The organism is Xanthomonas arboricola pv. juglandis, from assembly GCF_905367715.1.
In the GTDB taxonomy this organism is placed as follows: domain Bacteria; phylum Pseudomonadota; class Gammaproteobacteria; order Xanthomonadales; family Xanthomonadaceae; genus Xanthomonas; species Xanthomonas arboricola.
Genome location: NZ_HG999362.1, coordinates 138043 through 151675 on the forward strand (window position 1 = coordinate 138043; position 13633 = coordinate 151675).

The 13633-nt window shown below is 66.5% G+C and carries 12 protein-coding genes; 5 read left to right on the top strand and 7 right to left on the bottom strand.

All coding sequences use genetic code 11. The features are described from left to right. Nucleotides 1–169: 169 nt before the first annotated feature. Together KHN93_RS00550 and KHN93_RS00555 are read right to left on the bottom strand one after the other, a co-directional pair. The gene (locus tag KHN93_RS00550) at nucleotides 170–1324 is read right to left on the bottom strand and encodes an epoxide hydrolase family protein (RefSeq protein WP_211921489.1); all 1155 of its coding nucleotides are present in this window, start codon (nucleotides 1322–1324) and stop codon (nucleotides 170–172) included. Between the two features lies 1 nt (nucleotide 1325). Then, nucleotides 1326–2240, bottom strand: coding sequence for an NmrA family NAD(P)-binding protein (locus KHN93_RS00555; protein ID WP_212579569.1), 915 nt, complete (start codon nucleotides 2238–2240; stop codon nucleotides 1326–1328). 178 nt (nucleotides 2241–2418) lie between these two features. On the opposite strand from KHN93_RS00555, the gene KHN93_RS00560 reads away from it, so the two are divergent. After that, the gene (locus tag KHN93_RS00560) at nucleotides 2419–3060 is read left to right on the top strand and encodes a TetR/AcrR family transcriptional regulator (RefSeq protein WP_211921491.1); all 642 of its coding nucleotides are present in this window, start codon (nucleotides 2419–2421) and stop codon (nucleotides 3058–3060) included. A 148-nt stretch (nucleotides 3061–3208) separates the two neighbouring features. On the opposite strand, the gene KHN93_RS00565 is transcribed toward KHN93_RS00560, so the two are convergent. The 4 genes from KHN93_RS00565 to KHN93_RS00580 all read right to left on the bottom strand — a co-directional run bounded on the left by KHN93_RS00565 (nucleotide 3209) and on the right by KHN93_RS00580 (nucleotide 7318). Further along, nucleotides 3209–3463 carry a DUF2164 domain-containing protein gene (locus KHN93_RS00565; protein WP_039509942.1) on the bottom strand — a complete coding sequence of 85 codons (255 nt, stop codon included), beginning with the start codon at nucleotides 3461–3463 and terminating at the stop codon, nucleotides 3209–3211. Between the two features lie 585 nt (nucleotides 3464–4048). After that, nucleotides 4049–4516 (bottom strand): LuxR family transcriptional regulator, encoded by a 468-nt coding sequence (locus KHN93_RS00570; protein ID WP_126968559.1) that lies wholly within the window; start codon nucleotides 4514–4516, stop codon nucleotides 4049–4051. Nucleotides 4517–4830: 314 nt separating this feature from the next. Beyond that, nucleotides 4831–5847, bottom strand: coding sequence for a class 1 fructose-bisphosphatase (locus tag KHN93_RS00575; RefSeq protein ID WP_016903904.1), 1017 nt, complete (start codon nucleotides 5845–5847; stop codon nucleotides 4831–4833). Between the two features lie 268 nt (nucleotides 5848–6115). Then, nucleotides 6116–7318 carry an amino acid aminotransferase gene (locus tag KHN93_RS00580; protein WP_016903903.1) on the bottom strand — a complete coding sequence of 401 codons (1203 nt, stop codon included), beginning with the start codon at nucleotides 7316–7318 and terminating at the stop codon, nucleotides 6116–6118. A 157-nt stretch (nucleotides 7319–7475) separates the two neighbouring features. Here KHN93_RS00580 and KHN93_RS00585 point away from each other — a divergent pair, with 157 nt between their 5' ends. The 4 genes from KHN93_RS00585 (at nucleotide 7476) to KHN93_RS00600 (ending at nucleotide 11391) form a co-directional block, all read left to right on the top strand. Beyond that, complete coding sequence (locus KHN93_RS00585) at nucleotides 7476–9614, top strand: TonB-dependent receptor family protein (RefSeq protein WP_211921493.1); 2139 nt, start codon at nucleotides 7476–7478, stop codon at nucleotides 9612–9614. A 285-nt stretch (nucleotides 9615–9899) separates the two neighbouring features. Further along, nucleotides 9900–10199: a hypothetical protein gene (locus KHN93_RS00590; protein ID WP_212579570.1), complete on the top strand. Its 300-nt coding sequence runs from the start codon at nucleotides 9900–9902 to the stop codon at nucleotides 10197–10199. Between the two features lie 123 nt (nucleotides 10200–10322). Continuing rightward, entirely contained in the window at nucleotides 10323–10703 is a 381-nt protein-coding gene (locus tag KHN93_RS00595) for a cupin domain-containing protein (protein ID WP_126968551.1), read from the top strand. A 196-nt stretch (nucleotides 10704–10899) separates the two neighbouring features. Next, nucleotides 10900–11391: a hypothetical protein gene (locus KHN93_RS00600; RefSeq protein ID WP_126968550.1), complete on the top strand. Its 492-nt coding sequence runs from the start codon at nucleotides 10900–10902 to the stop codon at nucleotides 11389–11391. Nucleotides 11392–11514: 123 nt separating this feature from the next. Here the strand turns inward: KHN93_RS00600 and KHN93_RS00605 are convergent, their stop codons facing one another. After that, nucleotides 11515–13410, bottom strand: coding sequence for a sigma-54-dependent Fis family transcriptional regulator (locus tag KHN93_RS00605; RefSeq protein ID WP_211921496.1), 1896 nt, complete (start codon nucleotides 13408–13410; stop codon nucleotides 11515–11517). Between the last annotated feature and the right edge of the window lie 223 nt (nucleotides 13411–13633).

A 13633-nucleotide genomic window follows, 5' to 3' on the forward strand; every position in this document is an offset into this window, starting at 1 on the left:
CACGACTCCCCGCCGCGCCAGCCCCCGAGACTGGCCCGTGCAGGCGACGGCGGTCAAGGGGGCGGTGCCGGCATGGCGTCAAGCAGCTCCAGCTGCAAAGCGGAGACATCGGCAGCGTCGGCAGGGCCGTGGCGCGAAGGCAATGCGGGCATGCCAGGCTCGGCTGCCGTCATCGCAGAGACCGAAAGGTCGTTCGCAGATGATCGACAAACACCGGCGGATTCTCCATTGCCGCAAAATGTCCGCCCCGCTCCGCTTCGCCGAAAAAGCGGAGATCCGCAAAGCGTCGCTCTGCCCAGCGCCGGGAAACGCGCACCTGCTCGCCGGGAAACATGCTGATGCCGGTGGGCGTGGGCATTGGATGCGAAGGCATCTCCGCCATCGCCTCATGCGCGGCTTCCCAGTACAGGCGTGCAGAGCTGGGCCCTGCGTTCGGGAGCCAGTACAGCATGATGTCATCGATGAGGTGGTCCAAGGCGAACACGTTCTCCGGCTCGCCGTCGCTTTGTGAGACGTCCTGAAAGAGTGCATAGATCCATGCAGCCAGGCCTACCGGGGAGTCAGCCAAACTGAAACCCACCGACTGCGGCCGTGTGCTTTGCAGCTTCATGTAGCCGGAAAATTCCGCGTAGTAGCGCTGGGCGTCTTCCAGCATCTTCTGCTCGGCCGGTGTGGCCTCGGCGATGTCCTGCGTGCTGGGTTCGAACATCACCATGTTCAGATGGAGACCCCGCAAGCCTGGTGGCTGCATGAATCCAAGCGCGGTGGTGATCGCACTGCCCCAATCGCCGCCCTGTGCGGCCCAACGCTCGCCATAACCCAGACGGCGCATCAGTTCGACCCATGCGGCAGCTGTGCGCCCGACGCCCCAGCCACGGGCGGTCGGCTTTGCAGAGAAACCAAAGCCAGGCAAGGATGGGATGATGAGATGGAAGGCGTCCGACGCCTGCCCGCCATGGGCCACCGGGTCGCTCAAGGGGCCGATCACCTCGCGGAATTCGAGCACCGATCCGGGCCACCCGTGCGTCAGCAGCAACGGAAGCGCGTCTGGCTCCGGCGAGCGGACATGCAGGAACTGGATCTCCAGTCCATCGATCGTGGTGCGACTGCTGTTCCAGCCGTTCAATAACCGCTCGGTCGCACGCCAGTCGTAGCCGGACTGCCAGCGGTCCACCAGGCGCCGGATGCGCTCGCTTTGCGGGCCCTGGCTGTGGTCCTCCACGGTTTCCTTACTCGGCCACCGCGTTTGCCTGAGCCGGTGTGCGAGGTCATCCAGCTCGGCCTGTGCAACCTGGATGTGGAACGCTGCAATGCCATCGCGCATCTCAAGACTCCCGTACATAGGTATTGGCCAGTGTCTTGCGGGCTGTTTGCCAGGAGCGCGCACCGTAGCGATCGTTATCCAGTGGGACCAGTTTGCCGCGCCCGCTCATCATGTCGCGCAGATATTGCATGCCCTGCCAGGGAGGGAAGGGATCATCGCTTGCGGGCGTGAGTGCACGCACCGCACTGATGATTGCCGACATCGTCCCGAGCCCGCCGGGCCTGAGCGTGCGATAGCGCTGCCCGGTGAGTTGGGTGAGCAGTTGCGCGATGTCGTTGGGCGAAATGCTGTTGCCGGCAATGCGCAGGTCCCGTGGTGCCGTGGGATCCAGTGCGGCGGCCGCCGTGTAGCTGGCAACGTCATCTTTGGCGGTGAAATCGAGCTGCTGGTTGGCGTCGCCAAAATGCATGACGCGACGGCCCGGCACCACGAGGCGCGCACTGCCCTCGAGAAGCTCCAGAAAACCGCCGCACAGAACCGAGGTGGCCGCGATCGGCGCGGCATCCAGTTGGTCTCTGAACCGGCGCCGCAAATCCAGGTTTCGATTGTCGCCCGGCCGTGTCTTCGTATAGTCCAGCGAGAAATCAGACGGGATGAAGCGAGGCACGCCGGCGCTGACCGCTGCATGCAACAGCTTTCCCTGTTGACCCAGCATGACGTCTTCCAGGCCGTTGAGCGCGGAAACGACGCATGCCGCATTCCCGACCGCTTCACGCAATGAGTTGGCGTCTTCCATCTCGACGTAGCGGATCGTGATGTTCCTGCGTTGCAGGGCCGCAATACGGTCCTTGCCTGCGCCTTGCCGAACAAGCGCAACCACCGCGGCGCCCTGGTCCTGCAGGGCAAAGGCGATGCGGCAACCCAGGTCGCCGGTGGCGCCTGCAACAACGATTGGGGATCTCACATCTGACGTCACGACTTGCCTCTCGCTTGGGTCTTTTGCGCCAACGACGGCAACGGGAACTGCAACAGAAGATGCAGGCTGTCTGTCACGCAGCACCCAGGCCATTCGCCGGCTTGGCAGACCACGCAGCGAATAACTGAACGATAACGTTCAGTTGATGGCAATGCAAGCGGCGTGTAAGTTTTCGTGCATGAAAGCGGTCAAGCAAAAATCAAAAGGCGGACGGCCGCCACTCGATAAGGCGGGTGATGTCGAACGGCGCTTACTCGATGCGGCACTGCAACTCTTCCTGGAACGCGGGTTCGAGCACACCTCGTGCGAGGACATCGCGCGGCTGGCAGGCGCGGGCAAGGCAAGCCTTTACGCGCGCTATGCCAACAAAGACGCCATCTTCGAGGCGGTGGTCCGTCGCGATGTCGATACCCAGCCGCTGCCTGCCGCAGCCAGCGTCCCCATGGATCTGGAGGGGCGCCTGAGACGCGCAGGACAAGGGATACTTGCGCATGCATTACAGTCCCAGACGGTGGCCATGATGCGCCTGGTCGTCGGCACCTCCATTCGCGCGCCAGCGCTTGCCGCTGAAGTCAACCGGATCGGCTGGGAGGGCGGGCTGCGGCGCGTGCAGATGACGATCCTGGACGGCCCGGATCAACCGGCCAATCCGTCTGCGTTGGCAAGCCACTTCGTCGACCTGGTGTTCGCGCCGCATCAACTGCGCGCGCTGCTGGGCGAGCACCCGGATGACCTGATCGCCACCGCATCGGCGCGTGTGGAGTGGGCGCTTGCACTTCTCAAGGATGCTGGCCAGCTGGAGACCGGAAGTCCTCAGTGACACCCTTGAGTTGCAGGAATTCTTGAACAACGCAACGCAACGACGCGACTTGATGGCGTATCGGCGGTGTCCTTGGACACGCGCATGTTGTCCCTGCTCGCAGCAGCGACGTGGAACTTCTCAGTGCTGCGGCATGTGAGGTGACGGATCACTTTTTGAAGTCGGTAGGGCGTTCCAGCTGGTAGATCGCTTCACCCAGGTCGTCCAGCTTGCTGGCAACGATGGCCTGCGCATCGTAGACGCCCCGATTGTAGAAATAGGCCCCCACCTCTTCGGCGAAGAAATCCAGCAGAAACTCCGCATCGAAGCGGCCGATCTGCTGCTTCAGTTCCTCGCTGAAATACAGCTGGATCTTGCGGGTGATCGCCGCCCGCTCGCCTTCGGTGAATTTGATCTCGGTCATGGATGCTCTGCTTGGCTCAACTACGGTATCGGGGCGATGTGCGTTGCGACACAGGCAGCTTGGGGCGAGTGCTGGCGGTTGAACCCAAGCGCTTGCCCGGTCGGCATCGAGATGAAGGGTCAGGTGGCAACCGGCCAACGGGAAGGCCTGCCTGCCCGAAGGTAATCAAGGTATTCGGACTCGGCAATCCCGAGGTTGGTCCAGCGCGTAGGGTCTGCCGCCAGGAATGTGCTGGCATACGTCACGGCAGCGGCGGCCTCCGCAAAGATGGCGGCAGGGGCACGGGGTCCGTCTGGCTCGAAACATGCGAAGTCATATAGATCCGAACAGTCTTCGCTGCCAACATCCTCGACGTCATACATCCATACCTCGATGCAATTGTTTGCCGGCCGTAACTCGACATGGCGAATGTACGCTGCATCGACTGGACTTTTTCCGAGGAACTGCTCGACCGACCTGCTGCGCCGTAATGTGGCTGCAAGATCGATCGGTGAAAGATATCGCATACAGGCTCCCTGCCTTCAAACTGCCGCTGCTCCTCAAATAAACGAGCCGCGCCGCGATGCGGCGTCGGCTCGCCCGTGTTCACTTGGACTGACTTGCCGCGCGTTTGAAATACGCCGTGCGCATCACCGGGTTGCCGTCCTTGAAGTACGCTTCAATCTCGGTCATGACCTTGCCGTCGGCACTGACCGTATAGGTGCGTGTGGATGCCGGGACGCCTTGATACATCAACTGCATCACCAGCACGCCAGGCTCGGGCATTTTGACTGCGGCGCGATCCACCAGGTAGGTGCCCGAGGCCTTGCCCGGCGTGCCGTCCAGCAACAGCGTGGATTGCGCCTGCAGCGTCTTGTTGTCGTGTTCGATGATCTCGGCGGTGGTGGCCCACTTGTTGCCTGGAACCTGTTTGAACTCCAGGACGACACGTTTGGGTCGTACCGCTGCCGGCATCGGCAGGCTGCTGGTATCCAGCAGCCAGGTTCCGACCAGTGGCGATGGCGCGGTTGATGCGGAGAAGGCGGGTGTGGCCTGCAACATGACGGCAGCCACCAGTGCAACACATGCGGTCTTCATGTGAACTCCCTGATCGATATGTGATCCCTGTGGGCAGTCAGGCGACTGCTTGCAAGGCATTGCGCGTAGAGATCGACTTCCCGTAGACCGTCCCACTCCGGCCCGAGGGCGATACTCACCGCTGCCCGGTGGTGAGTCAACTGACGGCAGGATGTGGCTGCTGGCGCAGTTCTCGTCGCTCTGCAGACCATCATTGACTGCGTAATCAGCCGTTGTCTCACAAACAAAGACACCCGCACGGGGCGGGTGTCTGGCATGCGTCAGCGCGGCGTGTGGCTTGCGCCGAAAGTTCAGCCCTGCGCCTTGTCGAACTCCACGTGATAGCGCGTGGCCTCGTTCACTTCGTTCTTCGACCCCAAGAACACCGGCACACGCTGATGCAGCTGCGTCGGCTGGAGGTCAAGGATGCGCTCGCGCCCTGTGGTGGCCGCGCCGCCGGCCTGTTCCACCAGCATGCTCATCGGGTTGGCTTCGTACATCAGGCGCAGCTTGCCCGGCTTGGACGCGTCCTTCTTGTCCCAGGGGTAGATGAAGATGCCGCCGCGGGTGAGGATGCGGTGCACGTCGGCAACCATGCTGGCGATCCAGCGCATGTTGAAGTCCTTGCCGCGGGTGCCGTCCTTGCCGGCCAGCAGGTCGCTGACATAGGACTGCATGGCCGGTTCCCAGTGGCGCTGGTTGGACATGTTGATGGCGTATTCGGCGGTGTCTTCGGGCACGCGCATGTTGGCCTGGGTCAGCAGGAAGCTGCCTTCCTCGCGCTCCAGGGTGAAAGCGTGGGTGCCGTGGCCGAGCGTGAGCACCAGCATCGTGCTGGGGCCGTAGATGCAGTAGCCGGCGGCAACCTGCTGGGTGCCCGGCTGCAGGAAGTGCTCGTCGCCGGGCTTTTCGGTGCCCTTGGGCGCGCGCAGCACCGAGAAGATGGTGCCCACCGAGACGTTGACGTCGATGTTGGAGCTGCCGTCCAGCGGATCGAACAGCAGCAGGAAATCGCCGCTGGGGTATTGGTCGGGCACCGGCTGGCTGTGATCCATTTCTTCCGACGCGCACGCGGCCAAGTGGCCGCCCCAGGCATTGGCTTCGAGCAGGATGTCGTTGCTGAGCACGTCGAGCTTCTTCTGTGCCTCGCCCTGCACGTTGCCGGTGCCGGCATCGCCAAGCACGCCACCCAGGGCGCCCTTGCTCACGGCGATGGAAATGCGCTTGCAGGCGCGCGAGACGATGGTGATCAGCTGGCGCAATTCCGGGTCGATACGGCCGGCGTGTTGCTCTTCGATCAGGAAGCGGGTCAGCGAGGGACGCGACATGGGAGCGGGCAGCCTGTGTAGGAAGTGGTCCGCCATTGTCGCCATTGCGCCGTTAGATTTCGATCACTGGATGCGCGTTTTGCAGCAAACCTGATCGAACATGCGCGAATGTGGTGCCCAAGACTAGGGTTGCCGACATGTACCACGCGGTCTTGGCGCAGCTCTGCACATGCGCAGAGGCGGTGAATCACCCACAAAAAAAACCGGGAGGCTGGCGCGCTCCCGGTCTGCAGGCGTCGGCCGCGGTGGCCGATCGCGATGCGCTTGCTTACATGCGGCTGACGGTGGCCACGGCCTGTGCCACGTAGTCCAGGTTGCGCTGGCTCAGCGCGGCCACGCAGATGCGGCCGGTGCCGACGGCGTAGATCGCGAACTCCTCGCGCAGGCGGTCCACCTGCGTTCTGGTCAGGCCCGAGTACGAGAACATGCCCGCCTGGCGCTGGATGAACTCGAACTCCGGCGCGCCCAGTGTGGCCAGCTTGGCCACCAGGCCCGCACGCAGGGCGTGGATGCGCTCGCGCATCTCGGTCAGCTCCTGCTCCCACAGATCGCGCAGCTCCGGGCTGGTCAGCACGCCGGCCACCAGGGCGGCGCCATGCGTGGACGGGCTGGAGTAGATCGTGCGGATGATGCGCTTGACCTGCGACTGCACGGCCTTGGCTTCGGCCGCAGTGGCCGAGACCACCGACAGCGCGCCCACGCGCTCGCCATACAGCGAGAACGACTTGGAGTACGAGCTGGCGACCACGTAGCTGTCGATGCCTTCGGCAGCGAGCAGGCGCACCGCGTAGGCATCGGCCTCGATGCCCTTGTCAAAGCCCTGGTAGGCGATATCGACGAACGGGAACAGGTTGCGTTCCTTCAACAGCCCGGCAACCTGCTTCCACTGCTCCTTGCTCAGGTCCGCGCCGGTCGGGTTGTGGCAGCAGGCGTGCAGCAGCACCACGGTGCCCGGTTCGAGTTTTGCCAGGTCGGCGAGCATGCCGTCGAAGTTCAGCCCATGGCTGGCGGCATCGAAATAGGTGTAGTCCACGACCTCGAAGCCGGCCGCGCCGAACACCGCGCGATGGTTTTCCCAGCTCGGGTTGCTGATGGCGATGGTGGAGGTGGGCAGCAGTTTCTTGAGCAGGTCCGCGCCCACGCGCAAGGCGCCGCTGCCGCCGACGGTCTGCGAGGTCGCCACGCGGCCGGAGGCCACCAGCGCCGACTCGGCGCCGAACAGCAGCTCCTGGGTGGCCTTGTCGTAGGCGGCCAGGCCGTCGATGGGCAGGTAGCCGCGCGGTTTGGCGTCCAGCGCGAGCTGCTGCTCGATCTTGTGCACGGCGCGCAACAGCGGGATGCGCCCGTTTTCGTCGTAATAGATGCCCACGCCCAGGTTGACCTTGTTGGGGCGGCTGTCGGCGTTGTAGGCCTCGGTCAGGCCCAGGATGGGGTCGCCTGGAACCTGTTCCACGTTTGCAAAGAAGGACACGGCATGACTCGCTGAAGGACGAAAGAGTGAGGGACTTCCGGGATGTTCGGCCGCGGCTGGGCCAAACCACTTCATCGTAGCAGCCCATGGCCGGCGTAGCATGCTTCGTTCCGTACGCAACGATGCGGCCACAGTACGGATGAGGGACACTACGCCCATGCCCAGACTTACCTTGTTGGCCGCCGCCTGCGGCCTGTTCGCCACGAGCGCCGCGCCGCCCGTCCTGGCCGCCGATCCGGCGCCGCCCGCCTCCACGCCGATCCAGCGATTGCCCACCGTGCAGGTGGACGCAGCACGCGTGCGCGGGGTGGACGACTTCGACCTGCCGGCCTCCTTCACCGTGGTGGCGGCCGATGCCGACAACCGCCGCGGCGCGCAGGTGTCCGAGCTGCTGGACGGCATCCCCGGCCTGGTGGCGCGCGATCGCCAGAACTACGCGCAGGACACCCAGCTGTCGATCCGCGGCTTCGGTGCGCGCTCCACCTTCGGCGTGCGCGGCGTGCGCCTGCTGGTCGACGGCATCCCGGCCAGCATGCCCGATGGCCAGGGCCAGCTCTCGCATTTCAACGCGCTGGGCGCCGAGCGGGTGGAAGTGCTGCGCGGGCCGTTTTCGGCGCTGTACGGCAACTCCTCCGGCGGCGTGCTGCAGCTGTGGAGCGCCGACGGCGCGCCGGGCGACCCGTGGCGGCTGCGCGCTACCTACGGCAGCAATGCCACCGTCAACACGGGTGCGCAATTGCTCGGCCAGCAGGGCGCGGTGCACTACAACCTGGCCGCCAATCATTTCGAAACCGATGGCTTCCGCGCCCATAGCCGCGCAAAGCGCGATTCGGTCAACGCCAAGCTCGGCTTCGATCTGGCCGAGGGCCGCCGGCTGGACCTGGTGCTCAATTACCTGGACGCACCCGACGCGCAGGACCCGCTCGGCCTGACCCGCGCGCAGTTCAATGCCGACCCGGCGCAGGCCACGGCGGTGGCCACCCAGTTCAACACCCGCAAGTCGGTGCGCCAGTCGCAGGCCGGCGCCATCTTCACCCAGCAGTTCGACAGCCAGACGCTGCGGCTGATGGCCTACGGCGGGCAGCGCAGCGTGGAGCAATTCCTGGCGATCCCGGTGGCGGTGCAGCGCAACCCGCTGCACTCGGGCGGCGTGATCGATCTGGACAGCAATTACGAAGGCGCCGATGCGCGCTGGGCCTGGCAGGGCGAGGCGCTGGGCCGGCCGTTGCAGCTGACCGTGGGCGCGAACGTCGATCGCCAGCGTCAGCACCGCACCGGTTACGAAAACTTTGTTGGCGATACGCTGGGCGTCAAGGGTGCGCTGCGCCGCAACCAGCGCGACCAGGTCGAGAACGTGGACCAGTTTGCGCAGGCGTGGTGGCAGTGGAGCGAGCGCTGGTCGGCGCTGCTGGGCGTGCGGCATAGCGAGGTGCGCTTCGACTCGGACGACCATTACATCGTCGGGCGCAACCCCGACGACAGCGGCCAGCGCGATTATTCGGCGACTACGCCGGTGGCCGGCATCGTGTTTCGCGCCGCCGAGGACCTGCGTTTCTACGCTTCGGTCGGGCGCGGTTTCGAAACGCCCACCTTCAACGAGCTCGGTTATCGCAGCGATGGTGGCGCCGGCCTGGCGCTGGATCTGGGCGCGGCGACCAGCCGCAATTATGAGATCGGCAGCAAGTGGCGCGCGCAGAGCGGCGCAGCGGTGGAAGTGGCGCTGTTCCGCGCCGACACCGACGACGAGCTGGCTGTGGCCAGCAACACCAATGGCCGCAGCACCTATCGCAACATCGGCGCCACCCGCCGCCAGGGTGCGGAGCTGAGCTGGAATCAACCGGTGGGCACCACCCAGCAGCTGCAGCTGGCCTACACCTTCGTCGATGCCAGCGTGCGCGATGGCTACCTCACCTGCGCCAGCAGCGGCTGCGCCACACCCACCGCACCGGTGGCCAGCGGCGCGCGCCTGCCGGGCGTGCCGCGCCAGCAGCTGTTCGCGCGCTGGCAGTGGCAGCCGGCGCAATGGCAGTTCGCCGCCGAAACGGTGGCCTCCGACGCCACCGTGGTCAACGACCTGGCCAGCGAGCGTGCGCCCGGCTACGCGCTGGTCAACCTGGAAGCCTCCCGGCGCTGGACCACTACGCTGGGCGGGCTGCGCACCTTCGCCCGCATCGACAATGCGCTGGACCGGCACTACATCGGCTCGGTGATCGTCAACGACGGCAATGGCCGCTATTACGAACCGGGTCCGGACCGCACCTACACGGTCGGCCTGCAATGGGATTTCGGCGGCTGAGCCGTCAATGGGCGGTGCGTGCACACCACCGCCCACACCGCCCGTAGGAGCGCACCCGGGCGCGACGAAGCCATCCCGCCAACGCGCGCGTCGTCACGGCGATGCATCTCCAACAAACGCTCGGCCTGTAGCGTGATTTCGGCGGCTGATCCGGCCGCAGGCGGCGCGCGTTCAACAACATGCACACCGCCCGTAGGAGCGCACCCGGGCGCGACAAAGCCGTCCCGCCAACGCACGGTCTGCCATCGACACGCCGCACCTATGACCAACACACCAGGGCCCACCATGATCGTCATCGATCACGCCCCTGCAGACTGGTTTCTGCTGCGTGCGGACAACCGCTACTGGCTGGACATCAACTGCACGATCTCGGCCACCGGCTTCTCGCTCCTGCTGGCGTTGAACGCAGCCGAGCAGGCCGATGTGCTGGCAGACGGGCATGCCGCCTGCGCACGGCTGGCCGCGAAGGTGCAATGGCGGCCGCACGATTTTGCCGCGCGTGATGTCAGCGCCAGCCACGGTGTGCAGGTCATCGCAGCGGTGCGGGCGTGGCGCGCGGCAGACGCCAGCACCGCGCGCGCATGAACCCATCGCGCCGGGCAAACCGCTTGTGCTGTTCGCCGCGCGGCTGCAATGCGCCGCGTTGATGCAGCGGTGACTGCCGGCAATGCGATGCACTAAGCTTGCAAGCGCATTCCCCGCACAAGGATGTTTCCGTTGAACACGCGCTACGCCCCGATCGATTTCAGCGACAAGCTCGCCCTGCTGTCGCAGCACTGGTCCCCGCGTGTCGTCGCGGAAATGAACGACTACCAGTTCAAACTGGTCAAGCTGCAAGGTGCGTTCGTGTGGCATCAGCATGCGGACACGGACGAGGTGTTCATCGTGCTGGACGGCAACATGACCATCGAGTTTCGCGACGGCGTGGTGGCGCTGTCGGCCGGGCAGATGCACGTGGTGCCCAAGGGTGTCGAACACCGCCCGGCGGCGGAGCACGAATGCAGCGTGTTGCTGGTCGAGCCGCGCGGCGTGGTCAATACCGGCGATGCGGGCGGCGCATACACCGCAAACAACGACGTCTGGATCTGATCGCTGCGCCCGGAGGGCGGGTGCTGGCGGCATCGGTTTGCATCGACGCAGCCACTCCTGCATGGCAGGTTATTGCAAACACCGAGCTGCGTAGGGCGCATCTGGTCCTGCACAGCAGCGCTGCAGCGCCTGCGCCGAGCCGGTCGTGGGCTGCGTGCTAGGCTCGGTTTTCTGCACACAACGCATGGAGCACGGGATGACATTCCTGCAAGTGGTGTCGGTTGCGGCGCTCGGCGCGATCAGTCTCCTGAGCGGCACCATCGCCAATGCCGCTGCATCTTCTGAACCAGGCACGCTGCAGATAACGCGAACCTTTCCGGCCGATAGCCCGGCCGTGGCGCAGGTGCATCGCTGGTTGCTGGCGCAGCCGTCCAGGCAACAGCCGCCGGCAAGCGCCGCCGAGCTAGGCCAGCTGCGCACCAGTTACCGCAAGCACGCGCCAGCTGCCGGCGGGCGTGCAGACCTGGCCAGTAGCGAGGTGGCCTTCCCGGAACATGGTCAGCCTGGCGATACGGTCGCCATCGACGCATGTGGCGCGGGGATGCGCTATCACTGGACGTATCGGTGGACTGCGGCATCGGCCACAGCGGGTTGGCAGTTGCAGTCCTATCACCTGAGAAACGTGCAGGACTGCGCTGCTGCCATGGCCGATCCTGACGTCTTCAAGCCGACTGCACCGCGCGGCTGAGGTGCGTGCGCACGGCGTGCAAGTCACCCGTCGCACTCCATGGCGAGGGGTTCTTGACGGTGGGCATGCGCATCCGCGCTGTCCCGGGCCGGGTCGGCGGGCGATACGTTTGCGCGCCCAGTGTCAGGCCCGTTGCGGGCCGAGCCGGCGATACAGCGTGCTGCGGCTGATGCCGAGCCGGCGTGCCGCCTGCGCGACGTTGCCGCCGCAGGCGTCCAGCGCCTGCCGCATCGCCGCCTGCGCAAGCTGCTCCAGGCTATCGGCAGGTGCCGGTGCCGGTGCCGGTGCCGGTGCGGCAGCGGCTAGCGCCGACACTGCGGTCCGGGTGGCGAGGTAGCCCGGCAGCGCGTCGCGGTCGATGCACTCGCCGGGTTCGCTCAGCGCCACCAGCGTGCGCAGGCAGGCCGAGAGCTGGCGCAGGTTGCCCGGCCAGTCGTAATCGGCCAGGACCCGCAGCGCGTCGCTGCTGAGCCGGCGGCCCTGGCCCAGGCGCTGCCACAGCTCCTGCACCAGCAGCGGGCGGTCGGCGTGCGCGCGCAGCGCCGGCAGCGCCACCGCATGATGGGCGATGCGGTAGTACAGGTCGGCGCGGAAGCGGCCGTCGGCGATCGCCGCTTGCAGGTCCTGGTGGGTGGCGCAGATCAGCGCGAAGTCCAGCCGCACCGGCTTGCCGCCACCCAGCGGCGACAGTTCGCGCTCCTGCAGCACGCGCAGCAGCCGCGGTTGCAGCGCCAGCGGCATGTCGCCGATCTCGTCGAGAAACAGCACCCCGCCCTCGGCCTGGCGCAGCAGCCCCGGGCTGCCGTGCTTGCGCGCTCCGGTGAAGGCGCCGTCCTCGTAGCCGAACAGCTCGGCCTCGATCAGGCCCTCGGGCAGTGCGGCGCAGTTCACCGCGACGAACGGGCGGCCGGCGCGCGTGCAGCGGCGGTGCAGCTCGCGCGCGAACACCTCCTTGCCGGTGCCGGTCTCGCCCTGCACCAGCACCGGCAGCTCGGCATCCAGCACCCGGCAGGCGCGCCCGAGCAGGCGCTCGATCTCGGCCTCGAACAGCGGCGCGTCGCGGTCACCGTCCTGGCGGGCGGCCGAGACCGTGATCGGTGGCTGCGTCGCGCGCCGGCGCGGCCGCGCGTCGCCGCGCTCGTCCACGCGCCCGTACAGGGCGCGGCCCTGGCGATCGAACAGGGCGCCGTCGTGGCGTAGCCGGGTCAGCGGCTCCTCGAACAGCGCGTCGTAGCGCGCGCGCCCCAGTTCGTGGCGCTCCAGCCCGAACAGCTGCAGGCCGGCGCGGTTGGCTGCCACCAGGCGCCCGCCGCGGAATGCCAGCAGGCCCTCGCGCGCGGTGCCGAGCAGGGCCGGGTCGTGGTGCACGCGCAGCAGTTCGCAATCGGCGATGCCGTCGTCGAAGTAGCGGTGCTCGATGCTGGCGACCGCGCGCCGCGCCAGTCCCAGCGCGTGAATGTGCTGCAGACGCGCGTCGCCGGAGATGTCGAGCACGCCCACCAGCTGCCCGTAAGGGTCGAAGATCGGCGCCGCGGCACAGCTGAGGATGCCGTGCGGGGCGAGGTAGTGCTCGCCGCCGCGGACCTCGATCGAGCGGCTCTCCACGATCGCGGTGCCGATGGCATTGGTGCCGAACACGCTCTCGCTCCAACAGGCGCCGGGCATCAGTGCCACCCGCCCGGCGCGCTCGAGGAATCCGGTGCTGCCCTCGGCATCGAGGATCCAGCCAGCCTCGTCGGTGAGTAGCACGACGCTACCGGTGGCCGCTGCGTCGGCCGACAGCCCTTCCAGCTCGGCGCGTGCGCGCCGCCACAGGGTCTCGTGGCGTTCGCGCATCTCGCGCAGGCGTGCGGCGCTGACCGGTTCGATCGCCGGTGCCGCCTCGGCGGCCAGGCCCTGGCGCTGGCAGCGTCGCCACGACTGCAGGATCGCGTCCGGTACCTGCCCGGCCGGCATCGCGCCACGCTCGAAGAACGAGCGCCGCGCACGGCCCAGCTGCTGCTCCGTCGACATCGCCATTCGCCACCTCGTGTCGCAATCTGCGACAGTCCAGAAGATCACTGTCGCGATAAACACCATGTTTGCGGACACAGCGCAAGCGCCGCGCGTGATGCGCCGCAGCGAAGACCGTGTCCATCGGCAGCACCTGCGACGCGATCGGGCTGACGCAGTGCAGCAGGCAAAACCTGGCATCGCCCTTGCGTGACATCGGAGACGCCCGTCACGGGCTTCCTCCCATGTA

Excerpts from the sequence above, each read along its gene's own strand:
- KHN93_RS00550 (WP_211921489.1), bottom strand. The coding sequence starts at position 1,324 with ATGCGCGATGGCATTGCAGCGTTCCACATCCAGGTTGCACAGGCCGAG.
- KHN93_RS00560 (WP_211921491.1), top strand. The coding sequence starts at position 2,419 with ATGAAAGCGGTCAAGCAAAAATCAAAAGGCGGACGGCCGCCACTCGAT.
- KHN93_RS00565 (WP_039509942.1), bottom strand. The coding sequence starts at position 3,463 with ATGACCGAGATCAAATTCACCGAAGGCGAGCGGGCGGCGATCACCCGC.
- KHN93_RS00575 (WP_016903904.1), bottom strand. The coding sequence starts at position 5,847 with ATGTCGCGTCCCTCGCTGACCCGCTTCCTGATCGAAGAGCAACACGCC.
- KHN93_RS00585 (WP_211921493.1), top strand. The coding sequence starts at position 7,476 with ATGCCCAGACTTACCTTGTTGGCCGCCGCCTGCGGCCTGTTCGCCACG.
- KHN93_RS00590 (WP_212579570.1), top strand. The coding sequence starts at position 9,900 with ATGATCGTCATCGATCACGCCCCTGCAGACTGGTTTCTGCTGCGTGCG.
- KHN93_RS00595 (WP_126968551.1), top strand. The coding sequence starts at position 10,323 with ATGTTTCCGTTGAACACGCGCTACGCCCCGATCGATTTCAGCGACAAG.
- KHN93_RS00600 (WP_126968550.1), top strand. The coding sequence starts at position 10,900 with ATGACATTCCTGCAAGTGGTGTCGGTTGCGGCGCTCGGCGCGATCAGT.
- KHN93_RS00605 (WP_211921496.1), bottom strand. The coding sequence starts at position 13,410 with ATGGCGATGTCGACGGAGCAGCAGCTGGGCCGTGCGCGGCGCTCGTTC.